This is a genomic window from Kingella denitrificans ATCC 33394 (assembly GCF_000190695.1).
Classification (GTDB): domain Bacteria; phylum Pseudomonadota; class Gammaproteobacteria; order Burkholderiales; family Neisseriaceae; genus Kingella_A; species Kingella_A denitrificans.
In genome coordinates this window covers 342,473-366,783 of record NZ_GL870929.1, presented here as the reverse complement: position 1 = coordinate 366,783, position 24,311 = coordinate 342,473, and the positions used below count along the sequence as shown (strand labels likewise).

The 24,311-nt window shown below is 55.2% G+C and carries 22 protein-coding genes and 1 pseudogene; 10 read left to right on the top strand and 13 right to left on the bottom strand.

All coding sequences use genetic code 11. The annotated features are described in order from the left end of the window. Positions 1-216: 216 nt before the first annotated feature. The 5 genes from HMPREF9098_RS01785 (at position 217) to HMPREF9098_RS01765 (ending at position 7,233) form a co-directional block, all read left to right on the top strand. Positions 217-1,560: an NCS2 family permease gene (locus tag HMPREF9098_RS01785; protein ID WP_003781386.1), complete on the top strand. Its 1,344-nt coding sequence runs from the start codon at positions 217-219 to the stop codon at positions 1,558-1,560. Between the two features lie 240 nt (positions 1,561-1,800). After that, a complete protein-coding gene (locus tag HMPREF9098_RS11295; protein WP_003781384.1) occupies positions 1,801-4,224 on the top strand; it encodes a FimV/HubP family polar landmark protein in 2,424 nt (807 codons plus the stop codon). 156 nt (positions 4,225-4,380) lie between these two features. Further along, on the top strand, positions 4,381-4,680 hold the full coding sequence (hfq, locus tag HMPREF9098_RS01775) for an RNA chaperone Hfq (protein ID WP_003781382.1): 300 nt from the start codon (positions 4,381-4,383) through the stop codon (positions 4,678-4,680). A gap of 68 nt (positions 4,681-4,748) precedes the next feature. After that, positions 4,749-6,683 (top strand): ABC-F family ATP-binding cassette domain-containing protein, encoded by a 1,935-nt coding sequence (locus tag HMPREF9098_RS01770; RefSeq protein WP_040564593.1) that lies wholly within the window; start codon positions 4,749-4,751, stop codon positions 6,681-6,683. Between the two features lie 10 nt (positions 6,684-6,693). After that, the gene (locus HMPREF9098_RS01765; RefSeq protein WP_003781379.1) at positions 6,694-7,233 is read left to right on the top strand and encodes a hypothetical protein; all 540 of its coding nucleotides are present in this window, start codon (positions 6,694-6,696) and stop codon (positions 7,231-7,233) included. An 83-nt stretch (positions 7,234-7,316) separates the two neighbouring features. Here HMPREF9098_RS01765 and nrdA read toward each other — a convergent pair whose 3' ends face one another. From nrdA to glnD, 13 genes are all read right to left on the bottom strand, one after another. Further along, positions 7,317-9,593: a class 1a ribonucleoside-diphosphate reductase subunit alpha gene (nrdA, locus tag HMPREF9098_RS01760; RefSeq protein ID WP_003781378.1), complete on the bottom strand. Its 2,277-nt coding sequence runs from the start codon at positions 9,591-9,593 to the stop codon at positions 7,317-7,319. Positions 9,594-9,851: 258 nt separating this feature from the next. Then, positions 9,852-10,019, bottom strand: coding sequence for an oxidoreductase-like domain-containing protein (locus HMPREF9098_RS11290; RefSeq protein WP_003781376.1), 168 nt, complete (start codon positions 10,017-10,019; stop codon positions 9,852-9,854). Continuing rightward, a complete protein-coding gene (locus tag HMPREF9098_RS01755) occupies positions 9,997-10,233 on the bottom strand; it encodes an RNA-binding S4 domain-containing protein (RefSeq protein WP_003781373.1) in 237 nt (78 codons plus the stop codon). The genes HMPREF9098_RS11290 and HMPREF9098_RS01755 overlap by 23 nt, the downstream gene beginning before the upstream one ends. A 2-nt stretch (positions 10,234-10,235) precedes the next feature. Beyond that, positions 10,236-10,919 (bottom strand): M48 family metallopeptidase, encoded by a 684-nt coding sequence (locus HMPREF9098_RS01750; protein ID WP_003781372.1) that lies wholly within the window; start codon positions 10,917-10,919, stop codon positions 10,236-10,238. Further along, a complete protein-coding gene (locus tag HMPREF9098_RS01745; RefSeq protein WP_003781370.1) occupies positions 10,919-11,518 on the bottom strand; it encodes a hypothetical protein in 600 nt (199 codons plus the stop codon). Before HMPREF9098_RS01745 ends, HMPREF9098_RS01750 begins: the two co-directional genes overlap by 1 nt. Positions 11,519-11,590: 72 nt before the next feature. Beyond that, positions 11,591-12,256 (bottom strand): lipid IV(A) palmitoyltransferase PagP, encoded by a 666-nt coding sequence (gene pagP / locus HMPREF9098_RS01740; protein WP_003781368.1) that lies wholly within the window; start codon positions 12,254-12,256, stop codon positions 11,591-11,593. A gap of 248 nt (positions 12,257-12,504) precedes the next feature. Continuing rightward, positions 12,505-14,085 (bottom strand): bifunctional phosphoribosylaminoimidazolecarboxamide formyltransferase/IMP cyclohydrolase, encoded by a 1,581-nt coding sequence (purH, locus tag HMPREF9098_RS01735; protein ID WP_040564170.1) that lies wholly within the window; start codon positions 14,083-14,085, stop codon positions 12,505-12,507. Between the two features lie 151 nt (positions 14,086-14,236). After that, the gene (locus tag HMPREF9098_RS01730; protein ID WP_040564169.1) at positions 14,237-14,479 is read right to left on the bottom strand and encodes a Fis family transcriptional regulator; all 243 of its coding nucleotides are present in this window, start codon (positions 14,477-14,479) and stop codon (positions 14,237-14,239) included. A 68-nt stretch (positions 14,480-14,547) separates the two neighbouring features. Continuing rightward, complete coding sequence (gene pyrC, locus HMPREF9098_RS01725; protein WP_003781360.1) at positions 14,548-15,594, bottom strand: dihydroorotase; 1,047 nt, start codon at positions 15,592-15,594, stop codon at positions 14,548-14,550. A 19-nt stretch (positions 15,595-15,613) separates the two neighbouring features. Further along, complete coding sequence (locus HMPREF9098_RS01720) at positions 15,614-15,853, bottom strand: sulfurtransferase TusA family protein (protein ID WP_003781358.1); 240 nt, start codon at positions 15,851-15,853, stop codon at positions 15,614-15,616. Positions 15,854-15,875: 22 nt separating this feature from the next. After that, positions 15,876-16,163: a hypothetical protein gene (locus HMPREF9098_RS01715; RefSeq protein WP_003781357.1), complete on the bottom strand. Its 288-nt coding sequence runs from the start codon at positions 16,161-16,163 to the stop codon at positions 15,876-15,878. Positions 16,164-16,238: 75 nt separating this feature from the next. Then, the gene (hemE, locus tag HMPREF9098_RS01710) at positions 16,239-17,303 is read right to left on the bottom strand and encodes a uroporphyrinogen decarboxylase (protein WP_003781355.1); all 1,065 of its coding nucleotides are present in this window, start codon (positions 17,301-17,303) and stop codon (positions 16,239-16,241) included. A 32-nt stretch (positions 17,304-17,335) separates the two neighbouring features. After that, positions 17,336-19,870, bottom strand: coding sequence for a [protein-PII] uridylyltransferase (gene glnD / locus HMPREF9098_RS01705; RefSeq protein WP_040564168.1), 2,535 nt, complete (start codon positions 19,868-19,870; stop codon positions 17,336-17,338). A 172-nt stretch (positions 19,871-20,042) separates the two neighbouring features. On the opposite strand from glnD, the gene HMPREF9098_RS01700 reads away from it, so the two are divergent. The 5 genes and pseudogenes from HMPREF9098_RS01700 (at position 20,043) to HMPREF9098_RS01680 (ending at position 24,295) form a co-directional block, all read left to right on the top strand. Continuing rightward, positions 20,043-21,068 carry a quinone-dependent dihydroorotate dehydrogenase gene (locus tag HMPREF9098_RS01700; protein WP_040564590.1) on the top strand — a complete coding sequence of 342 codons (1,026 nt, stop codon included), beginning with the start codon at positions 20,043-20,045 and terminating at the stop codon, positions 21,066-21,068. A 125-nt stretch (positions 21,069-21,193) separates the two neighbouring features. Continuing rightward, a complete protein-coding gene (gene ridA, locus HMPREF9098_RS01695; protein WP_040564167.1) occupies positions 21,194-21,580 on the top strand; it encodes a deaminase RidA in 387 nt (128 codons plus the stop codon). A gap of 48 nt (positions 21,581-21,628) precedes the next feature. Beyond that, positions 21,629-22,246, top strand: a pseudogene (gene tehB, locus HMPREF9098_RS01690) (tellurite resistance methyltransferase TehB); the annotation flags it as partial. A 63-nt stretch (positions 22,247-22,309) separates the two neighbouring features. Then, on the top strand, positions 22,310-23,413 hold the full coding sequence (locus tag HMPREF9098_RS01685; RefSeq protein WP_003781346.1) for an anhydro-N-acetylmuramic acid kinase: 1,104 nt from the start codon (positions 22,310-22,312) through the stop codon (positions 23,411-23,413). A gap of 27 nt (positions 23,414-23,440) precedes the next feature. Further along, on the top strand, positions 23,441-24,295 hold the full coding sequence (locus HMPREF9098_RS01680) for an RnfABCDGE type electron transport complex subunit B (RefSeq protein WP_003781344.1): 855 nt from the start codon (positions 23,441-23,443) through the stop codon (positions 24,293-24,295). The last annotated feature ends 16 nt before the right edge of the window (positions 24,296-24,311 follow it).

Below are 24,311 nucleotides of genomic sequence, written 5' to 3'. Positions count from 1 at the left end.
GCTAAAAAAGCAGCCTGCACAGGGATTTTCCAATGTGCAGGCTGCTTTTGGATTAAATAATTCATGAATAATCCATTGTTTTTAATGTGAAGTGCAAAAAATAAGGATATGGCGGAAACGGATTGCCGTGCAGGCTGCTTTTTGAAGGTTTCCTACTGCCAAAATCAGCGAATCAAAGTATAATGCGCGCTTCATTTTTTTACCTATTTTTAAATCATGGCAACACAACAACATTCTTTTTTGGATCGTTTTTTTAAATTGAGCGAGAACGGCACGTCTGTCCGCACGGAAATCATGGCCGGCTTCACCACCTTCCTGACCATGTGCTACATCGTCATCGTCAATCCCAATATTCTCTCCATTACGGGGATGGATTTCGGCGCGGTGTTTGTCGCCACCTGCATTTCATCGGCAATCGGCTGCTTCATCATGGGCGCGTTTGCCAATTACCCGATTGCGCTGGCCCCAGGCATGGGCTTGAACGCCTATTTCACCTTCAACGTGGTGCAGGGCATGGGCGTGAGCTGGCAGATTGCGCTGGCGGCCGTGTTCGTGTCGGGCGTGATTTTCATCTTGTTCAGCTTTTTCAAAGTGCGCGAAATGCTGGTTAATGCGCTGCCCATGAGTTTGAAAATGGCGATTGCCGCCGGCATCGGCCTGTTTTTGGCATTGATTGCCCTGAAAGGCTCCGGTTTGGTGGTTGCCAGCGATGCCACGCTGCTGAAAATGAATAATCTGTATGAAATCAAAGACGGCGTGAAACTCCCCAATATGCCCGTGCTTTTGGCGCTGTTCGGCTTTTTCCTTGTCGTGGCATTGGATTATTACAAAATCCGCGGTGCGATTATCATCGGCATTCTGACCGTTACCGGCATTGCCGCCGCCTTGGGGCTGACCCAGTTTAACGGCATCGTTTCCAGCGTGCCTTCCGTTGCGCCCACGTTTATGCAGATGGACTTCAACGGTTTGTTCAACGGCAGCATGCTGGCGGTGGTGTTCGTCTTCTTTTTGGTCGATTTGTTCGACAGCACGGGTACGTTGGTCGGCGTATCGCACCGTGCGGGTTTACTGGATAAAAACGGTCATTTGCCGCGCCTGAAAAAAGCGCTGTTTGCCGACAGTACGGCGATTGTGGCCGGTGCGGCTTTGGGTACATCGTCCACCACACCTTATATCGAGAGCACTTCAGGTGTCGCTGCCGGCGGACGCACAGGCTTGACGGCCATTACCGTGGGCGTGCTGATGCTGGCATGTTTGTGGTTTTCCCCGTTGGCACAGGCCGTGCCCGCATTTGCCACCGCACCCGCCCTGCTCTATATCGGCGTGCAAATGATGCGTTCCGCATTGGAAATCGACTGGCAGGACATGACCGAAGCCGCTCCCGCGTTCATGACCATTGCCTTCATGCCGTTCACTTATTCGATTGCGGACGGTATTGCGCTGGGCTTCATCAGCTATGCCGTGATTAAACTGATTTGCGCACGTGTTAAAGACGTACCGCCCATGGTGTGGATTGTGGCCGTGTGCTGGTTGACAAAGTTTTGGTTTTTGGGCGCGTAAGCAAAAAGCAGCCTGCACGTCAGTGGATCGTTAAGGCCGCCGGAAAAGCAGCATGTATTGCCAAATGCAATGTATTAAAAAAGCGACAAAGTTGTTTTTTGTAATTTTTTAAAATAGAAATGTTTGTTTTTCTTGGCAAGATGCGCGCGAAACCGTTATCATAACGGACAATGACATTTAAAAATCAAACAAATTTGCTGCAAACCATAGCAAGCAGTTTGCAAACAGGAGTGTAATATTTTGAAAAATAAAAGTAAAATTATCTCTGCATCGTTGTCGTTAATGACTTCAATGAGCGCGGTGGCAGGTTTGGGCGGCTTGAATGTGCAATCTAATTTGGGCGAGCCGTTTTCTGCAAGCATCGTGGTCACCGGTAATGAAGCACAAGCAGTTTTGCAAAGCGGCTCCGTGAATGTTACGGGCGGCAATATCCATGGGACGGTGGTTCCGCAAGGCAATGGTAATGCCGTTATTCGCCTGCGTTCCAATTCCGTTGTGAATGATCCCATTGTGAATTTTGTTGTGAGTGCGGGCAACCAAACGCGCCAATACACCGCTATGGTGAACCCTGCTCATTACCGCCCTGCCGATGCTGTTCAGCGCACCCGCCGCGCTCCGGCAACACGGCTGAAACCTATCGCACAAAAACCTGCTGCAACTGCTGTCGATACGGTAGATACCATTGAAGCAGATGCACCACACAATCCTACCTCCGCTATGCAAAAAACATCTCCTAGACCACGTTATTATCGCGTTCAACACGGTGAGAGCGTTTCTTCGATTGCAGCACGTTACCGTCCGCGCGGTATGAGCGTGCAACGCGCCATCCGTGCATTGATTGCCGCCAATCCTCGTGCATTCCATCATGGGCGCATGTATCGCAATGTTACCCTGTATATTCCGTCTGCCGCGCAATGGCACGCGTATGCCAACACGAGTTCCGAACGCCGTCGCGCCGCTCATCGTTTGGCAGCACAACGACCCAGCGCCCCTGTTGAAAACACGGTAAACCAAGTTGAAAACAACCAGCCTGCACCTACAGTTGAAACACCGCCAGCACCTCCACCAGCAAATACTGTTCCGGTAGAAACACAGGCAAAACCGGTAAACAATGCCACAGAGCAACAAGCGGCGCCTGTCAATCAGACACCTGAACCTGCGCCGGTTGAGCCAAGTGTTCCTGTGAAACCAGAAACTCCCGTTGTGGCACCGGCTTCTGAAGTGCAGGCTGCTTCTAATGTGCCCGGTGAAATGGTTGCCGCTTCAGATTTCGCATCGGCTTCAGAAACATCCGCTCCTGCTGTTGAAGAAGTTGCGCCTCCACCCGCACCTCCTGCTGTTGAAACACCACCTCCTGCTCCTGTGGAAGAAGAAGGCATGGACTTGATGCAGATGGGCTTAATTGGCGGTGCTGCAGCCCTTGCATTGGGTGGCGCGGCATATGCGTTGAGCCGTCGCAGAAAACCTAATGAAAGTGGTCGCGACGAGTCAGAAGACGAGTTTGAAGAATCTGAAGAAGAATTTGAAGGCAGTGCGTCACAAGAAATGTGGGTAAATGAAGAATTCACGTTGCCTGAAGATGATACTTATGAAGATAGCAGCACAAAATCGGCATCTGCTCACTCTCAAACAACAAACGATGAATTTTCGTTAGATACTTTCGAGCCTGAAATCGATGTGACCAAACCGAATGCGGTGGCGGATGACGAATGGTTGGTAGACAGCCAAGAGACCCAAACAAGCAGTGCCGCGCACGACGATTTCTTTGATGAAAGCCTGTTTGCCGCCGATACAACCGCGCCAATTGCTCCAGTTGTAGATGAGGAAGTGCATGTTGCTGAACCTGCACCGGTTGCTCCTGCTACTGTTGAAGAAGAAAGCAGCGATGATTTGGATTGGCTGTCCGAACAATTTGGTGGCAATGAAACTGTTGAAGAAGCACCGGTTGTTGAAGAAACAAGTTTCGATGATTTCGACACGGATATTAAGCCTGCTGTAGAAGTGGCTGAAAGTGTGAGCACATTCGACTTGGATACGCCTGCCGAAGAAGATTTTACGGCCGATTTTGCAGATAATGTGATTGAAACCCCTGCTGCGGTGGAAGAGCCGTTGGATTTCTCCGTTTTGGATCAAACAGAAGAATCTTTCTCCACTGATTTGCCGGAAGTGGCGCATGAAGATGCTTTGGAATTTGACCTACCAAGCGGCGATGCTTCTCTGGATGTCGGCGTCGATCATTCGGTAACGCAATTTGCCGATTTGGGCGAAACTCATGCTGATACGGCAGATTTGGCAATGGACATGGACTTTGACAATTTGGATATTGCCGAAGCGCCCGCAGCTCCAGAAGTTTCAGCAGCCACGCCTGCAACGGAAGCAGATTTCTTTGCCGATGACTTGACTATTGATACACCCGCTGTTGAGCCAGCGAAAGATGTCAGCGATTTGAATAGCGTTGAAACGCCAGCCGTTCAAGATGCCGGTTTTGTTTCCGAGGCTGTCGGGATGACGGCGCCACTGGAAGCAAAATTGGAATTGGCGAAAATGTATCTGGAAATTGACGATGCCGTAGCTGCCCGTGAAACATTGCGCGAACTGGTTGAAGAATCTACCGGTGATTTGCAGCAGCAAGCGCAACAATTGTTGTCAGAACTCGGCGGTTAAGGTCTGATTCCGTCAATAAAGTAAAGGTCGCTATCTTTATAGCGGCCTTTTTACAAATTCTGCTTGGTAAATCCAGCCAAAACAGATACAATTCTTTATGTTTTACGTCACGTGTAAGACCCCTATAAACGATGAAAATAAAATTTGGAGTGCCGAATGACAATCACTAAAGGACAATTATTACAAGACCCATTTTTGAATGCTTTGCGCAAAGAGCATGTGCCAGTGTCTATTTATCTGGTTAATGGGATCAAACTGCAAGGGCAAGTTGAATCGTTTGACCAATATGTCGTGCTGCTGCGCAATACTTCTCTGACGCAAATGGTGTACAAACATGCCATTTCTACCATTGTGCCTGCCCGTGCCGTCAGCCTGCAACACGATAACAAGCCTGCCGCTTCACACGGCCAAACTTTGCAGCAAGTCGAAACGATTGTTACAGACAGCGCAGAATAATTGTTTTTCAAAAGCAGCCTGCACATTCACCTGCAGGCTGCTTTTCTATGAAATCTACTCAACATATCATGATTGAAATCAAGAATTTAACCTTGCAGCGCGGTTTAAAGGTTCTGCTGAATCAGGCCTCGGCCACCATCACCCCACGCCAACGTATCGGTTTAATCGGCAAAAACGGTACGGGAAAATCCAGCCTGTTTGCACTGTTGAAAAATGAAATCACGCACGATTCCGGTGAAATCAGCATACCGAAAAACTGGAAACTCGCAGCCGTGTCGCAGGAAACACCCGCGCTGGACATCTCTGCGCTGGATTACGTTCTACAGGGCGATGCCGATTTGCAGCGCTTGCAGGCTGCTTTGCAACGCGCCGAAGTAGAAAATAATGGCGCACTGATTGCAGATTATCATGCCCAGTTGGAAGAAATTGATGCATATACCGCCCCTGCCCGCGCCGCCAAGTTGCTGAGCGGACTGGGATTCTCGCAGGAAGAGCACGCAAAGCCTGTGAAAGCGTTTTCCGGCGGTTGGCGAATGCGCTTAAATTTGGCGCAGGCATTGATGTGCCGCGCCGATTTACTGTTGCTGGACGAGCCGACCAACCATTTGGATTTGGAAACCGTCTTGTGGTTGGAAAACCATTTGGCTTCATTGCCTTGCACGCAGATTATTATTTCGCACGACCGCGATTTCCTGAACGCTGCCACCACGCACACGATTGAGTTGTCGCAGCAAAAACTGAATACTTATGGCGGCAACTACGATTTTTATTTGAAAGAACGCGCCCAGAGGTTGGCCAACCAGCAGTCGGCCTACACTAAGCAGCAAGAAAAAATCAAGCATTTGCAATCGTTTATCGATCGGTTCAAAGCCAAGGCAACCAAGGCCACGCAAGCGCAAAGCCGCATGAAGGCATTGGCCAAACTGGAAATGATTGCGCCGGCGCACTTGGACAGCGAATTTAGCTTTGAGTTCGAGCAGCCTGCACATTTGCCCAATCCCTTGCTCCGCATGGACGGTGTTTCTTTGGCGTATGACGACCATATTGTATTGAAAAACATTAATTTGTCGCTGGAAAACGGTGCGCGCTTCGGCTTGCTGGGCGTGAACGGTTCGGGCAAGTCCACGTTTATCAAGGCGTTGGCAGGCAGCCTGCAACCTGCCGCCGGTCAAATTATCCGCTCCGACAAACTCAATATCGGCTATTTTGCGCAACACCAGCTCGATATTTTGCGCGATGACCAAAGCTCTGTGTGGCACATCCAGCAGTTGTCGCCCGAAGCAAAAGAACAGGACGTCCGTAATTTTTTGGGCGGTTTTCACTTTGTGGGTGACATGGCCACGCAAAAAATAGCTCCGTTTTCGGGTGGTGAAAAGGCAAGGTTGGCATTGGCCATGCTTGTATGGCAGAAGCCGAATCTGTTGCTGCTGGATGAACCGACCAACCATTTGGACCTGGATATGCGGCACGCGCTCACCGTTGCCCTGCAAAGCTTTCAGGGCGCGATGATTTTGGTGTCGCATGACCGCAGCTTGATTGAGGCCACCACTGACCAGTTTTTGCTGATTGATGCAGGCAGCCTGCACACGTTCGATGGCGATTTAAACGACTATCGCGCCCATCGCTTGGCACAAGAAAATGCGGCGGCCGCCCCCGCAGCGTCCTCGCAATCGCAAAAGCGCAAAGATATGAAGCGCATAGAAGCACAAATCCGCCAAGAAAAAGCGAAACGCAGCAAGCCGATTCAGCAAAAAATCGAGCGTGCCGAAAAGGAAATGGCGGTATTGCAGTCGCAGCAGGCGCAATGTGATGAATTTCTGTCGCAAGAATGCGCCTATTTGCCCGAAAATAAGGCGAAATTGCAAGAAATATTGGCGCAAGCGACGGAAGTCAAAGTAAAATTAACAGGATTGGAGGAAAACTGGCTCCAATGGCAAGAAGATTTGGAAACGGTAAATTCGGAAATTGATGAAGAATTTCAACGTCTCCTTGAGGAAAAATGATAGGAATCGTATGAAAAAATTAATTTTAATTATGGGTATGTTGGGTTTGATACAAAGCGTTGCCGCCGAAGTTTATAGCTGTGGACCGGGCTGCTATACGTCCAGCCCCAGCAGAGGCGGTGCGCGAGCTTCCCTGGGCAACCGTATCGGCAGCTACACCAGCGTGCCTGCACCCAGAACAGCACCGCGCGAACAGCCTGCCGTGGCAGCACCAACTGCGGCCGCAAATGTAGCCGCACCTGCGCGCGCCAGAACGGTTGCCCACCAGGCTGCGCCTTCTGTTCCGCGTCCCGCTGCGGCTGCCATGCCTGCCGTTGCCGCGCCCCGCATGAGTACGGCACGATCCAGCGGCCGCCGCACGATTTTGGAACAAGAACTGAATAACGAACGAAACGCATTGGCGGCAGCGCAACAGGCTTTGGTCAGCGGCCGCGCAGCCAATGGTCAGGGTGATGCGGCGCATCAGGCGCGCGTACGCCAATTAGAAAGCGCGGTATTGGATCGCCAACAAAATATTCAGGCGTTACAACGCGAGTTGAGCCGTATGTAATCCAGATTGCTCCAAACAAAAGTGCAGGCTGCTTTGAATGTTCTTCAAAAGCAGCCTGCACTTTATTATGGATACTTCAAATTTTAAATTTTACATGCACCGCCGGCGCAACTGTCGTCATGCAAGTCTTGCTGCACATCGTCCGCACCATCGCGCGTATTGTGGTAATACAGCGTTTTCACACCATATTTATAAGCCGACAGCAAGTCTTTCAGCATTTGGTTCATCGGCACGCGCCCGCCCTCGAAGCGTTTGGGGTCGTAGCTGGTATTGGCGGAAATCGCTTGGTCGGTAAATTTCTGCATAATGCCGACCAATTTCAGATAGCCGTCATTGCCGCCCATCTGCCACAGCGTTTCATATTGCCCTTTCAGGCGTTCGAACTCAGGCACCACCTGCTTCAAAATACCGTCTTTGGAAGCCTTCACCGTCACCAAACCGCGCGGCGGCTCGATACCGTTGGTGGCATTGGCGATTTGTGAACTGGTTTCACTGGGCATCAACGCCGTTAAGGTGCTGTTACGCAAACCATATTTCACAATATCGGCGCGCAGTCCTTCCCAATCCAAATGCAGAGGCTCGTCGCAGAATTTATCCAAATCCGCTTTGTAGGTATCGATCGGCAAAATACCTTGCGCATACGTTGTTTCGTTAAACAGCGGGCACGCACCATATTCTTTGGCTAGATTCATGGACGCTTTGAGCAGATGGTACTGCATGGCTTCAAAGGTGCGGTGCGTCAAATTAATTGCGCTGCCATCGCTGTATTTCACCCCGTTTTTCGCCAAATAATACGCATAGTTAATCACGCCGATACCCAGCGTACGGCGGTTCATGGTCGCTTTATAGGCCGCCGGAATCGGATAATCCTGATAATCTAGCAGCGCATCCAGTGCGCGCACCGCCAAATCCGCCAATGGCTCAAATTCGTTTAAGTCTGAAATCGCTCCTAAATTAAAGGCCGATAAGGTACACAACGCAATTTCGCCGTTTTCGTCATTGATGTCGTTCAGCGGTTTGGTCGGCAATGCGATTTCCAAACACAAATTAGATTGGCGCACCGGTGCCACTTTCGGGTCGAACGGGCTATGCGTGTTGCAGTGGTCCACATTTTGAACATAAACGCGGCCTGTACCGGCACGTTCCTGCATTAAAATTGAGAACAAATCGGACGCTGACAGCGTGCGTTTGCGGATGCTTTCATCTTGCTCGTATTGGGTGTACAGGCGTTCAAATTCATCTTGGTCGGCAAAGAAGGCCTCGTACAATCCGGGCACTTCATTGGGGGAAAACAACGTAATGTTTTGATTTTTAATCAAGCGTGTGTACATCAGCTTATTGATTTGCACGCCGTAATCCAAATGGCGGACACGGTTTTCCTCCACACCGCGGTTGTTTTTCAGCACCAGCAGGCTTTCCGCCTCAATATGCCACAGCGGATAAAACAATGTGGCCGCACCGCCGCGCACGCCGCCTTGCGAGCATGACTTCACAGCCGCCTGAAACATTTTGAAAAATGGAATGCAGCCTGTGTGCTGTGCTTCGCCGCCACGGATTTCGCTACCCAAACCGCGGATACGGCCGGCATTGATGCCGATACCGGCACGCTGGGAAACGTATTTCACGATAGAAGACGTGGTGGCATTGATGCTGTCCAAGCTGTCGTCGCATTCAATCAATACGCAGGAACTGAACTGACGTGTTGGCGTGCGGACACCGGACATAATCGGTGTCGGTAGCGAGATTTTGAACTGGGAAACCGCGTCGTAAAAGCGTTTCACATAATCCAGCCGTGTATTCTTGGGATATTTGGCAAACAGGCACATCGCCACCAAAATATACAAAAACTGTGGGCTTTCGTAGATTTGTTTGGTAACGCGGTTTTGGACGAGGTATTTGCCTTCCAGCTGTTTGACGGCGGCATACGAGAAATTTAAATCACGCTCGTGGTTGATATATTGGTTTAGCTCGTCAAACTCTTCTTTGCTGTAATCTTCCAGAATATGGCGGTCGTATTTGCCCATTTCGGTCATGCGGCGGACATGGTCGAACAGGTGCGGTGGCTGATATTCGCCATACGCGATTTTGCGCAGGTGGAAAATGGCTAAACGGGCCGCCAGATATTGATAATCGGGGGTTTCTTCAGAAATTAGGTCGGCTGCCGATTTGATGATGGTTTCGTGAATGTCTTCGGTACGGATGCCGTTATAGAATTGGATGTGGGACTTCAGTTCCACTTGCGATACTGAAACATTGTCCAAACCTGCTGCCGCCCAATCGAGTACACGGTGGATTTTATCCAGATTGATGGGCTCTAAACGGCCGTCGCGTTTGGTTACTTTCAGTGTGCTGGTGTTCATATCATTACTTCCAAAACAAAAAACAAAACGCATATTTTTAATTGGGAAAAGCGTTTTGTAGGTAAATCAACAACTATTCATCATACGTTTTTTTGAATATTTTGAGTAGCTTGACAAGCTCTGATACATGATAACAGTATGTTTTCCCGCCGAATAATCTTTGGATATTTTTTTGTGCGCCCCGGCGGGGATTTTGCGAAACAGCCTGTTTAAAATGCCGATGGAAAAATACTGGCAAGGGTTGTGCAGTTAATTGTTTTATTCCTGCAACACTTTTTCTTGCGCTGCGTTTTGCTGCGCATCGTATTCGGCTTTTTCGCGGCGGTAAATTTCGTGAATGCAGGCATCGCCGCATTCGCTACCGCAACATTCCCAGTCTTCGGGCGGTGTGGGCGGCGTGAGATTAGGCTTCCGGGTCGTATCCATCGTAAATCTCCAGTTTGCAGCCTGCATATTCAATCCATTCGCCTGCGCGGATTTTGGCGGTTTTTCGGGGTTCCACGATGCCGTTGCGCAATACCTCTCCAGCGGCGATGATGGCTTTGGCTTGTCCGCCGGTATCGGCCAGTCCTGCGAGTTTGAGCAAATCGCACAGGGCGATGTATTCTTGGTCTTCCAAATAAACTTGGGCGTGCTGCATGGTTATCCTAGTGTGAAAAGTTCCCTGCCGTGCTGTTTGAGCCAATGTTGGGCGGTTGGGTAGGCGGGGCAGTAGTGTTGTACGAGTTGCCAGAATTGCGGGCTGTGGTCGGCGTGGGTCAGGTGGGCGATTTCGTGCAGGCAGACATAATCCTGCACAGCTTCGGGTGCACCGATGAGCCGCCAGTTTAGCCTGATGCCGGTGCGCTGGCGGCACACGCCCCAAAAGGTTTTGGCGCGTGTCAGGGCAATGCGTGCAGGCTGCTTTTGCCATGTTTGGGCGTGTGCGGCGAGTTTGGGCAATAGGTGTTGCCCTGCCTGCTGCCAAAGCCATTGCTGCAATGGGGCGACGGTGGCATTCGGCAGGTGCAGGCTGCTTTCGTTGTACCGAATCTGTGTTGCGCCCCTTTGGATGACGAGCGGTGTTTTCCGTCCGTGCCACCAAATCCATTCGGGCAACGTATTTTGCGGTATTGGCGGTGTGCAGGCTGCTTTTGCCAGCATTTGCGCGAGCAACGGTTCGTTGGCACGCAGCCATTGTTGCAAACGGTTTTGCGACAGCCAAGGGGGAATGCTGATGTGCAGGCTGCTTTTGCCGTGCGGGCGCAAGATAATGTTTTTCTTGGCGCGGCGGTTGATGTGCAGCGTGACCGCGTTGCCCGACAGCGGATAAACCAGCGTGTGCATCAGCGTCTTCTGCGGCCGCCGAAGCCGAATCCGCGCATATTGCTGTAGCCTTTGTTGGTGCTGCGGTAATTCGGTGTGCCGGATGGGCGGTTGATCGGTGCGTTCGGATGGATTTGCGTGCGCGGCGAGGCGATATTGGACGGATGTTTCACGCGGTAATCGCGGTGGACGCGCTGCACGGCGGCGGTCGGTTTTTGCACGGGGGCATATTTGGCGGCGTTGCGGTTGTTCATGGCATTGGCCGCCAAATAACCGGCCGCTGCGCCGATGGCGCCGTAAAGTAGCCAGTTACCCGAATCGCCGTCATACAGATATTGCTGCCCGTCGGTGCCCTGCACGATATCGCCGGCCTTCGCGGCGGCTTGTGCGGCGGCGGGAATGGTTTGGGCCACGGCGCTGGCGGTCAGTTGATAGACCTGTTCCGCCGAAGCAGCCTGCGCGCTCAATTCGTTTTGCAGTTTTTGAATTTCGGCCTGTTGGCGCAGGATTTCGATTTGCTTGGCGTTTTCGGCAATTTTCGCGTCCTGGCTGTTTTGTTGTCCGCAGGCGGCCAGCAGCAAGGCGGCAGTAAACGGCAGGAGAATGGTGCGTGTGTTCATAAACGGTTATTTTTACGGGTTAATGACGGGCTTAAAATGGGGGCGCGTGCGTAAAAATCAAGCGCATGATGTTTAAAAGCGGTATTTCGCCCAGAAAAAAGCAATATTGCCGTTGCCTTTGCTGCCGGGGAAATACATGCCCTGAATCGACAAATTCTTATACGAATAAGACACATACGGCCATGCCACGGGAATCGGGACATAGTGGTAGTCGCTGCGGGCGGTGAAACCGGCAAACGCACCCAAAGAGACTTTCTGATTTTCGCTCACCGACCAGTTCCGCTGCCACGAATAAGCCAGGAAGGGTTCGGGGTCGTTATGCGAATCGGCAAACACCATCAAGCCCAGGCTGTGTGTGGTGTTGTGCGGCGTGTCGCGCACTTTGCCCCAGCCGATGCCCCACGGTGCTTCGTTGAACGTTTTGATTTTTTCACGCGAATAAATAGCGCGGTTATGCCATGTCCGCAGCGGGATATACAGCTCGGAATGCTCGCTGCGCCAAGTTTCGCGCACGTTGTCTTTAACGGTTTGCCACCAGCCGGTTTTGTGTTCGGCTTCGGGCGGCGTTTCGGCGGTGTTGCCGCCAGCGTCGGTTTGAACCGCATCGGTCGCACTTTCGGTTTCTTGGACGATATTCGGTTCGGCCGGCATTTCGGATTCCGCCCATGCGGCAGGCTGCAAGACCAGCAATACGGCCGCCGTTAATGCGCGGTTGATAATTTTATTTTTGAATTTCATGTATTTGCCTCCGCAGGCTGCTTTTGGGATTTGCTCCGAAAGCAGCCTGCATGTTTAAGTAGTCAATAGGGTTTGTGATGGGGTGCCCGGGAAAGGTGCAGGCTGCTTTTTCGGCTTCAAAAGCAGCCTGCACAAGGTTTTGCGGGCGTTTCGGCCAAATCGGCGCGCCATTCCCGTTTCAGGCACAAAAAACAGAACGTCTGAAAAGCGGAACAGCCTTTTCAGACGGCCTTTTGCAGCTTTACATATCAATGGCGGAAATGGCGGATGCCGGTGGTCACCATGGCGATGCCGTGTTCGTCCGCCGCCGCGAAGACTTCTGCGTCGCGCACCGAGCCAGCCGGGTGGATGATGGCTTTAATGCCTTGCGCGGCAATCACGTCCACACCGTCGCGGAAGGGGAAGAAGGCGTCCGAAGCGGCACACGCGCCGTTCAAATCGAAACCGGCATCCTGCGCTTTGCGGGCGGCAATGCGGGTGCTGTCCACGCGGCTCATTTGGCCTGCACCGATGCCGTAAGTCTGGCCGCCTTTGCCGAACACGATGGCGTTCGATTTTACAAATTTCGCCACATTCCACACAAACAGCAAATCGTTCCATTCCTGTTCGGTTGGTTGGCGTTGGGACACGACGGTCAAATCGGCGCGGGAAATGCGGTGGATGTCGGGCGTTTGCACCAGCAGGCCGCCGCCCACGCGTTTCAGTTCAAAGCGGTTTGCGCCCTGCACCAGCGGGATTTCCAGCACGCGCACGTTTTTCTTCGCCGCCAGCACTTCCAAGGCTTCCGCCGTGAACGCAGGCGCCATAATCACTTCCATGAATTGGTTGTCGGTGATTTGCTTGGCCGTTGCGCCGTCCACTTCTCGGTTGAAGGCGATGATGCCGCCGAACGCGCTGGTGGTGTCGGTGGCATAGGCCAGACGGTAGGCAGTCAGGGTGTCTTCCGCCACGGCCACGCCGCACGGATTGGCGTGTTTCACAATCACGCAGGCTGCCTGCTCAAACGATTTCACTGCTTCCCAAGCCGCATCGGAATCGGCAATGTTGTTGTAGGACAATTCTTTGCCCTGCAACTGGCGGTAGGCCGAAAGGCTGCCGGCGGCGGGGTAAATGTCGCGGTAAAAAGCAGCCTGCTGGTGCGGGTTTTCGCCATAGCGCATTTCCTGCACCTTCACCCAGCTTTGGTTGAACTGTTCGGGAAATTCGTTCACGCACGGTTCGCCGGAGAGTTTTTCGTCCGACACACTGGTCAGGTAGTTGGAAATCATGCCGTCATATTGCGCGGTGTGGCTGAATGCTTTGCGCGCCAGGTTGAAGCGGGTTTTGTCGGACAATTGGCCACCCGACTGCTTCAATTCGCCGATAACGGCATCGAAATCGGCATTGTCGGTGACGATGGCGACGTGTTTCCAGTTTTTGGCGGCGGAACGCACCATGGTGGGGCCGCCGATGTCGATGTTTTCAATCGCGTCTTCCAATGTGCAGGCTGCTTTGGCGATGGTGGCGGCAAACGGATACAGGTTCACGCACACCAAATCGATATTGCCGATGCCGTGTTCCTGCATTTTGGCCACGTGCTCGTCCAAATCGCGGCGCCCCAAAATCCCGCCGTGGATTTTCGGATGCAGCGTTTTCACGCGGCCGTCCAGCATTTCGGGAAAGCCGGTGTAGTCGGCCACTTCAATCACGGGGATTTGCGCGTCTGCCAATAATTTTGCCGTGCCGCCGGTGGACAAGATTTCCACACCCAGTTCGTGCAGGGCGCGGGCAAATTCTACGGCACCCGTTTTATCGGATAAGCTGATTAAAGCGCGTTGGATAAGAGCCATATTCGGAAGGTTCCTTTTAAGGTCGGTGAAAAATCGGTGAGGGAGGGAATGCGCCCAAAGCAGCCTGCACACGGTTGCCGGCGCAATAATTCGGGCGTGCCTGCATTTGCCGCGTTTGCTTGCCGCGAAAATACAGATACGCCCGTGCATTTCAAGAGGTGAGCAGGCCGTGCTGCACCAGTTTTTTGCGCAAAGTATTGCGGTTCATGCCCAACACTTCCGCCGCCCGGCACTGGTTGCCGCTGCATTCGTCCATCACGCGTTTCAGCAGCGGTTTTTCCACCTGAAACAATACCATATCGTACACATTGGAAGGCGGTTCGCCGTTCAGGTCACGGAAATATTGGTTCAGGTTTTCGGTAATGCAATCGGCAATATCGTGGCTGTTTGGCATGGCGTGGGACGGGTAAGTTTTGTTAAATTTTGTATTATAGTGTGTTCGCGGCAATGTTGCACGGGATTTTAAACGGCAGCCTGCACCGTCCAATCCAGCACTTCGCCCGCGCACATCGGCACCACCCTGCCCCCGCCGAACGCGAAGCTCTGCGGCACGGTTTGCGGCTGTTTGACCAAGGTGATGGTGTCCGTGTTTTCGGGCAGGCCGTAAAAACGCGCCCCATTTTTCGAGGCGAAGGCTTCCAGCTTGTCCAATGCGCCGGCGCGCTCGAAAATCTGCGCGTAAAGTTCGATGGCGGTGGCGGCGCTGAACATGCCCGCGCAACCGCAGGCGTTTTCTTTGGCGGTTTGCGGATGCGGCGCGCTGTCCGTGCCCAAAAAGAATTTGTGCGCATGTTCGCCGGTCACCGCGCCTATCAGCGCTTGGCGGTGCGTTTCGCGCTTGATGATGGGCAGGCAGTAAAAATGCGGGCGCACGCCGCCCACCAGCAGGTGGTTGCGGTTGTACATCAAATGCTGCGGCGTTACGGTGGCGGCCAAACGTTCGCCGCCTTCACACACCAGCCGCGCGGCTTCTGCGGTGGTGATATGCTCGAACACGACTTTCAAATGCGGAATCTGTTCCAGCACGGGCTTCATTATCCGTTCGATGAACACGGCTTCGCGGTCGAAAATGTCAATTTCGGGGTCGGTAACTTCGCCGTGCGCCAAAAACAAGATGCCTTGGTCGGCCATTGCTTCCAGCACGGGCAGCAGCTTGAACAAATCGGTCACGCCGCTGTCGGAATTGGTGGTGGCGCCGGCCGGATAGAGTTTGAAGGCGGCAATGCCGGCGGCTTTGGCTTCGCGCACGGTTTCAACGGTGGTTTTGTCGGTGAGGTACAGGCTCATGAGCGGCTGGAAGCGGCCTTGGCGTTCGGGAGGCACGGCGGCCAGAATCTCTTCGCGGTAGGCCAGCGCTTGGGCGACGGTGCAGACGGGCGGTTTCAGGTTGGGCATGATGAGCGCGCGCCCCATTTGCCGCGCGGTAAAGGGGACAACCGATTTCAACGCGTCGCCGCTGCGGACGTGCAGGTGGAAATCGTCGGGTCGGATAATGGTGAGGGTTTGCATGGTGTTTCTCGCCGGTTGTTTATTTGTGTCGGATGACCAAAGTGAACACTTCGTCGTGCAGGCTGCTTTCCATCAGGGTGTGTCCTGTGTGTTTGCAGAAGGCGGCAAAGTCTTCGGGCGCGCCGGGGTCTGTCGCCCAAACGGTCAGAACGCTGCCGGATTCGAGCTGCGCCAATGCTTTTTTGGTGCGCAATATGGGCAGCGGGCATTTCAGTCCGCGCAAATCCAATGTTTGGGCTTCGGTGGAATCGGTGTTCATGGTGTTTCCTGTCGTGTTGTGTTTATGCTTTGGTTTTCAGCCACATGCCCAAGCCGTAGCCCAATACGCCCAGCGTGCCGGTGATGAGGAAGACGATGCCTTTTTTGCGGGCGTTCGGGCAGAAATAATACAGCGCCAGGCTGAAGCTGAAAAAAACGGCCATGGCAATCCACAGCATTTTCGGGCTGTTTTTGTAGCGGTCGAGCGTGTAGCTTTCGCTTAGGACGACATACATCTGCCACAGCGCACTGAAGGCAATGAAGATGATGCCCGTCAGCAGGGATAAAACGGCGTAGTCTAAATAACTCATTTGAATAGATTTTCTGCATTCAAAAGCAGCCTGCACTTTAATTGGGGCGCGGCCTTCAGGGTGCAGGCTGCTTTTTTATTGCGAATGATAAGGGCGCGACAATTCATGCACCGCGTCAATCAGCACTTTGGCGTGTTCCGGGTCGGTGTGTTGGTTGATGCCGTGCCCCAAATTGAACACATGCCCCGAACCTTTGCCGAAACCGGCCAGAATCTGCGCGGCTTCTTCGCGAATGCGCCCGGGCGTGCCGAACAGCGCGAACGGGTCGAAATTGCCTTGCAGCGCCACTTTGCCGCCCACACGGGCACGGGCTTGGGCAATATCGGTCGTCCAGTCCAGCCCCAGTGCGTCCGCACCGCATTCGGCCATCAGCTCCAGCCATTGCCCGCCGCCTTTGGCAAACACAATCACCGGCACGCGGCGGCCGTCGTGTTCGCGAATCAGCCCGCCGATAATCTGCTTGATATACGCCAAACTGAATTCCTGAAACGCGGCATGGCTCAACACGCCGCCCCAAGTATCGAAAATCTGCACCGCCTGCGCGCCCTGCTCGATTTGCGTGTTCAGGTATTGGGTAACGGCTTGGGCATTGACGTGCAGGATTTTGTGCAGCAAATCGGGGCGGCTGTACATCATGGTTTTGATGGTGCGGAACTCCTTGCTGCCACCGCCTTCCACCATATAGCACGCCAATGTGAACGGGCTGCCGGAAAAGCCGATGAGCGGCACGCGGCCGTCCAAGGCTTTGCGGATGGACGATACGGCGTCGAACACATAGCGCAAATCGTTCATATCCGGCACGCGCAGAGCGGCAACATCGGCTTCGGTTTGCACGGGTTTTTGGAATTTCGGGCCTTCGCCGGCTTCAAAATACAGCCCCAAGCCCATGGCGTCCGGCACGGTCAGGATATCGGAAAACAGGATGGCGGCGTCCAAATCGTAGCGGTCGATGGGCTGGAGGGTTACTTCGGTGGCCAGTTCGGTGTTTTTGCACAAATCCATGAAGCCGCCGGCGCGGGCGCGGGTTTCGCGGTATTCGGGCAGGTAGCGTCCGGCTTGGCGCATCATCCAAATGGGCGTGTATTCAACGGGTTGTCGCAAAAGTGCGCGCAAAAAGGTGTCGTTTTTCAATGGGGGCATGATGGGGTTTTCCGAATAATCAAACGCGGCGATTATAGCAGATGTCCGGTGCAGGCTGCTTGCAAATCTTGGCGCAGCAGGCGTTGGGCGGCGGCTTCGTGCAGCTGCGGCGCGTGGACGATAAACACGTCTTCGGCACGGTCAATGAGCGTGCTGATTTTGGCGTATTGCAGGCGGATGTGGTGGCGGCTGAAAATGCGGCTCAAATCGGCCAGCAGATACGGCCGGTTCGCCGCCACCACTTCGATGCTGAACTGCCCGCCTTCGGTTTCGGTAATGCCGATGTGCGGCGCAATGGGGTTCCAGCGGGCGCGGCGGCTGGGTTTGGCGGCGGACGGGGCTTTGCTTTGCCAGCAGCCTTCCATGAATTGGGTCATGGCGCGGTGCAGGCTGCTTTCGGCGTGTTTGCGGTCGGTGTCGTTACTGTGTTCGGGCAGCCCCAGCACGAAGCTGTTGAGCGCGTATTGGTGTTCGGTGGTGAAAATCCGCGCGGTGGCAATGTCCAGGCGTAGTGCGGCGAAGAGTTCGCACAATTCGCTGAACAGGCGGTCGCGGTCGGGCATATAGACAAACAGTTGCAGGCTGCCTTCCGCGTCGCCCGGACGGATGTCGAAGCAGGCAGCTTCAGGATCGCGCACCAAAATGCCGAGCTGCCACGCGGCAGTTTCGGCGGGGAAGCGCGCAAAATACGCTTCGCCCAGCATGGCAAACAAGCGGCGGATGGTTTTGTCGTCCGTGCCTTGCACTTTCAGTGCGTTATGGGCAATTTGCTGGCGGTTTTCGGGCAACACGGTGTGCAGGCTGCCTGCCAAATAGGCGTGCGCGGAACGGTATAGCGTTTGCAGCAGTTGCGCTTTCCATGCCGTCCAGAGCTTCGGATTGGTGCCGCGGATATCGGCCACGGTGAGCAGGTAGAGCGCGGCGAGCCGTTCGGGCGTTTGCACTTTTTCGGCGAAGCGGCGCACCACGTCGGGGTCGTGGATGTCTTCTTTCTGCGCCGTCGCCGCCATCAGCAGATGCTCGCCCACCAGCCATTCGACCAGTTCGCCGTCCGCTTCGGGCAGCGCGTGGTCTTCGGCAAACTGCCGCGCATCCGCCCTGCCCAGCCGCGCGTGGTCGCCGTTGCGGCCTTTGGCGATGTCGTGGAACAGGGCGGCCAAATACAGCAGGTACGGCTGCGGGAAATCGTGCATCAGCGTGGCGGCAAACGGCAATTCGTGGCTGTGTTCTTCCATTGCCAAACGGCGCATATTGCCCAGCACGGTCAGGATGTGGTCATCGACCGGGTAAATGTGGAACAAGTCGTGTTGCAGCAAGCCAACGATTTTGTACCAGTTCGGCAGATATTTCGCCAGCAGGCCGTACAAATTCAGAAAGCGCATGATGTGGGTCAGGCCTTTGCCCGTTTTGAAAAACTGCAAAAACAGGGCGCGGTGCCGTTCGTTGCGGTAAAACGCGCCGTCCGTTTTGCGTGCCGCCGCCCACCATGCGCGCAGGGTTTTGGGGGCGACGCCGTTCACGTCCGAATGCTGCTGCCACATTTGCAACAGGATAAACAGGTGTGCAGGCTGCTTTTGAAACAGCAGCAAATCTTTGGCGGCGATTTTGTTGCCGATTTGGAAATAATGCGCGTCCAAATCGTGCACGATGCGCGGATACGGCAGCGACACGCGTTCGCGCAACATGGGAATCAGGATGCCGTTTAACTGCATGACCGTTTTGGCGGTGCGGTAGAAATCGCGCATCAAATGCTCGATGCCGGTTTGTTTGTCGGGGCGGCACAAATCGCGGTTTTCCGCCAGCGTGCCCTGCAAATCGAAAATCAGGCGGTTTTCTTCGCGCCCCGCCGCCAAATGCAATTCGATGCGGATTTGCGCCAGACGGCGGTGGCTGCTGCGGAGCAGGCCGGCTTCCATGCGAGTGATGATTTTGTCGCGCGCCAACGCATAAAAATCCGTGTGCAGCCCCTGCGCCCGTGCCAGCCACAACATGGTGTGGATGTCGCGCAGGCAGCCTGCACCGTTTTTCACGTCCGGTTCCAGCGGGAAGCCGGCATATTTGTCGTGCCGCTGCTGCATTTCCAGCAGCTTGCCGTCCATGAACGACACCGTGTCGCGCCGCAGATTCAGCGCATTCACAGCCCGTTCCGCCAATGCGCGGTCGCCGCAGAGAAAACGCGCTTCCAGAAACGCCGTGTCCGCCGTCAAATCTTCGTCGGCCGCTTGCAGCAGCTGTTGCAGGCTGCCTGTCTTCACCGCCGGTTTCAGTGCGCCGTCCCACAACGCCTGCACGAATCGGGCGATGTTTTCCTGCACCGCCGCATCCGGCTCGTCTGCCGCCACCATCGCCAAATCCACATCGGAATACGGGTAAAGCTCGCCGCGCCCGTAGCCGCCGATGGCCAGCAGGCACAGTCCGGCATCGGCAAAATGCGCCGCCCACACGGAAGCAATCCAAGTGTCCGCCGCCTGCGTGTGCGCCTGAAAAAACGCCAGCGGATTGCGCTGCGCCTGATAGGCTTCGATGGCTTGCCATTTCTGCGATTGGAAGGTTTCGAGCGGGGTCATGGGCGTGTCCTTTCGGGAAGGTTCGGGGAGTGCGGGCGGACGCAAAAGCAGCCTGCATTGTGCGGCGGCATTGCGGCAGCAGCGTGCGCCGAGCCGAAATTTTACCCGACTATCTGCCACAAACGCACTATATCGTTTAAAATAAGCCTTTTTTTGCAGGCTGCCTTTCATGATGTACGATTTGTTCCGCCCGTTGATTTTCAAATTAGCCCCCGAAACCGCGCACGGCCTGACGCTGAAAAGCCTGGCCTGCGCCGAACGCATCGGCCTGCTGCCGAACGTGAATCCGCGCACGTCGCCCACCACGCTGATGGGGCTGCACCTGCCCAATCCCGTGGGTTTGGCGGCGGGTTTGGACAAAAACGGCGAATATATCGACGGCTTGGCGGCCTTGGGTTTCGGCTTCATCGAAATCGGCACGGTCACGCCGCGCCCGCAAAGCGGCAATCCGAAGCCGCGCCTGTTCCGCGTGCCGGAGCATTTTGCCGTGATTAACCGCATGGGCTTCAACAACGACGGCATCGACCGCCTGATTGCCAACGTGCAGCGCGCCAAATACCGCGGTGTGCTGGGCATCAACATCGGCAAAAACGCCGATACGCCGATGGAAAACGCGGCGGACGATTATTTAATCGGGCTGGAAAAGGCCTATCCGTTCGCATCGTATATCACCATCAACATTTCATCGCCGAACACCAAAAACCTGCGCGCGCTGCAAGGCGGGGACGAATTGAGCCGCCTGCTGGAAACGCTGAAAAACCGTCAAAGCAGCCTGCACACGGAACACTGCCGCTATGTGCCGCTGGCGGTGAAAATCGCGCCGGATTTGGACGAGGCGCAAATCGCCGATATTGCCCATGTGGCGGAACAAACGCAGATTGACGGCATCATCGCCACCAACACGACCATCGACAAATCGTCTTTGGGCGCGCACCCTTTGGCGCAGGAAGCCGGCGGATTGAGCGGTGCGCCCGTGCGCGAGCCGAGCAACCGCGTGTTGCAGGCGCTGGCGGAAACCCTGAACGGCAAAATCCCCGTTATCGGCGCGGGCGGCATTTTGAGCGGTGCGGACGCGGTGCGGAAAATGCAGCTCGGCGCGCAGGCGGTGCAGTTGTACAGCGGCATGGTGTACCGCGGGCCGAAGCTGGTGGAGGAATGTTTGCAGCATATCCGCGCCGCCGGTTTATCGAACCACTGATTACGCGCGGGCTGCGGCATTCGAAAGCAGCCTGCACTTCACTATTTCAAGCGCGGCAACCTGCCCCGAGCAACAAACTAGGGTGCAGGCTGCTTTTTCCCACCACGTCCCGAAAGGATAACCCCATGAGCAAAAACATCATTCATAGCGACAACGCCCCTGCCGCCATCGGCGCATACAGCCAAGCCGTCCGCGCGGGCAACACGGTGTATCTGAGCGGCCAGATTCCGCTCGACCCGAAAACCATGGCGCTGGTGTCCGACCAGTTTGCCGAGCAGGCGCACCAAGTCTTCAAAAACCTGAAAGCCGTGTGCGAAGCGGCAGGCGGCAGCTTGAACGACATCGTGAAAATCAATGCCTACCTGACCGATTTGTCCAACTTCGCCGTGTTCAACGAAGTGATGGGCCAATATTTTGCCCAGCCGTTCCCCGCCCGTGCCGCCGTGGGTGTGGCCGCCCTGCCCCGCGATGCGCTGGTGGAAGCCGAAGCCGTGATGGTGTTGGCTGATTAAGTATTTGATTAAACGGGGTGCAGGCTGCTTTTTCCTGCGCCCTGATTGAGTATCGAGAAGAAATTCATGACACAAAAATCCCATTATTTCGCCGAAAAATACGGCATGACCCCCACACATTCCGCCGTTGTCGAAGCCGTGGAGAAATTCGGCATCGCCCCCTGCCGCGCATTGGATTTGGGCTGCGGACAAGGACGCAACGCCCTGTATCTGGCGCTGAACGGCTTTGATGTTACCGCTGCGGACTACAATCCCGGCGGCGTGCAGCAGCTGGCGCAACTGGCGGCGCACGAAAACCTGCCCGTGCAAACGCAGGTGTACGACATGAACCAAGCCGCCATCGAAGGCGAATACGGCCTGATGGTCGCCACCGTCGTGTTCATGTTTTTGCAGCGCGACCGCGTCCCCGCCATCATTGCCGATATGCAAGCGCACACCGAAGCAGGCGGCTGCAACCTCATCGTCTCCGCCATGGACACCGCTGATTTCCCCTGCCACATGCCCTTCTCGTTCACCTTTAAGGAAAACGAATTGCGCGATTATTACGCCGGCTGGGAAATGCTGGATTACCGCGAAGAAATCGGCTCCATGCACGCGCGCGACGCGGCAGGCAACCCTGTCCAGCTCAAATTCGTGACCATGCTGGCGAAAAAGCCTGCGGCATAAGGTGCAGGCTGCTTTTTCGGCCGTGCGCCGCCCATCTCCCACCCGAACCCTTCTTTTGTTTTTATGCAACCGCAATATTATATCGGCCTGATGTCCGGCACCAGCATGGACGGAGTAGACGCCGTCCTCGTCGCCATGCACGGCAGCCGCTGGCACGCCGCCGAAGCCCATGCCTTCCTGCCGTATCCCGATGATTTGAAACAGCGTTTGCTGGCATTGCAGCCGGCGGGGCAAAACGAACTGCACCGCAGCCAAATGCTGGCGCAGGAATTGTCGTGCCTATATGCCGAAGTGGTGCAAAAACTGCTGCGCGAAACGCAAATGCAGCCTGCACACATCCGCGCCGTCGGCTGCCACGGCCAAACCGTGCGCCACGCCCCCGAACACGGATACAGCATCCAACTGGCCAACCTGCCGCTGTTGGCAGAGAAAACGGGCATTTTCACGGTGGGCGATTTCCGCAGCCGCGATTTGGCCGCCGGCGGGCAAGGTGCGCCGCTGGTGCCAGCGTTCCACCAAGCTGTGTTCGCGCAGCCCGGAAAAACCGTTGCCGTGCTGAACATCGGCGGCATTGCCAATATCAGCGTGCTGCCGCCCGACCGTCCACCGTTCGGCTTCGATACCGGCGCGGGCAATATGCTGATGGACGCTTGGACGCAGCACGTTTGGTCGCAGCCTTACGATAAAGATGGGCGGTTGGCCGCGCAGGGGCAAGTGTTGCCCGATTTGCTGGCGCAATGGTGCCACCACCCTTATTTTGCCCGGCCGTATCCCAAATCCACCGGTCGCGAACTGTTTTCGCTCGACTGGCTGCTCGCGCAGTTGCAGGGCAATGAATCGCCGCACGACGTGGCGCGCACGCTGGTGGAATTCAGCAGCAAAACCATTGCCGATGCCTTGGTGCAGGCTGCTTCCGATGCGCAAATGGTGTATGTGTGCGGCGGCGGCATTGCCAATCCGACCCTGATGGGCAGCCTGCAACAACAGCTCGCACCGCACGGCATGCAATGGCGCAGCACCGCCGAATTGCAGCTCGACCCGCAATGGGTGGAGGCCGCCGCGTTCGGCTGGCTTGCCGCGTGCTGGTGCCTGCAAATGCCGGGCAATCCGCACCATGCCACCGGCGCCAACCGACCGCTGATTTTAGGTGCAGGCTGCTTTGCCTGAACCGCGTAACCCATCCTACCCACCGCCATGCCGACCCTGACCGACCACATCAACCGATTACTGCCGCAAACCCAATGCCGCGAATGCGGCTATGCAGGCTGCCTGCCCTATGCGCAAGCCCTTGCCGAAGAACACGCCGACATCCACCTGTGCAAGCCCGGCGGCGAAGCAGTGCTGCACGACTTATCCCGACTGCTGCACCGCCCGGTCGAACATGCCGCACCGCCGCACCAAAATGTGGTGGCGTACATTGACGAAGCCGTCTGCATCGGCTGCACCGCCTGCATCCGCGCCTGTCCGGTCGATGCGATTATGGGCGCGTCCAAGCTCATGCACACCGTGTTGGCAGACGAATGCACCGGCTGCGGCCTCTGTGTGCCGCCCTGCCCCGTCGATTGCATCGATTTGCTGCCCAGCGCGCACGCCCACCTTCCCGCCGCTCATGATTTGGCGGACGACCGAAGCAGCGAGCGTTTTGCCGCCGCCGCACACGCCAAAGCCCGCTATGACAACCGGCAGGCACGGCAGGCGCGCGAAGCCGCCGAACGCAAACGACAGCAGGCCGAACGCGCCGCGCAAATTAAAGCCGACACGCAAAAAGCCGATGCACAGAAAACCAACGTGCAGGCTGCTTTGAACCCTGCCGCGCTCATCGCCCAAGCCATGGCGCGCGCGCAAGCGCAGCAAAACCAGCGCGTCGTGCCCAGCAACCGCGAAGAATTCCGCCGCGAGCAAGTGCGGCAGGCGCAGGAAAAAGCCACCTATCGCCGCCATATGCACGATGCCCAGCACGGCAGCGGCGAACAGAAAGCCGCCGCCATTGCCTGGCTGCAACGCCACAAAGCCGAGCAGGAAGCGCAAAATGAATCCAAATCCATTTAAATTCAACGAGAAATAC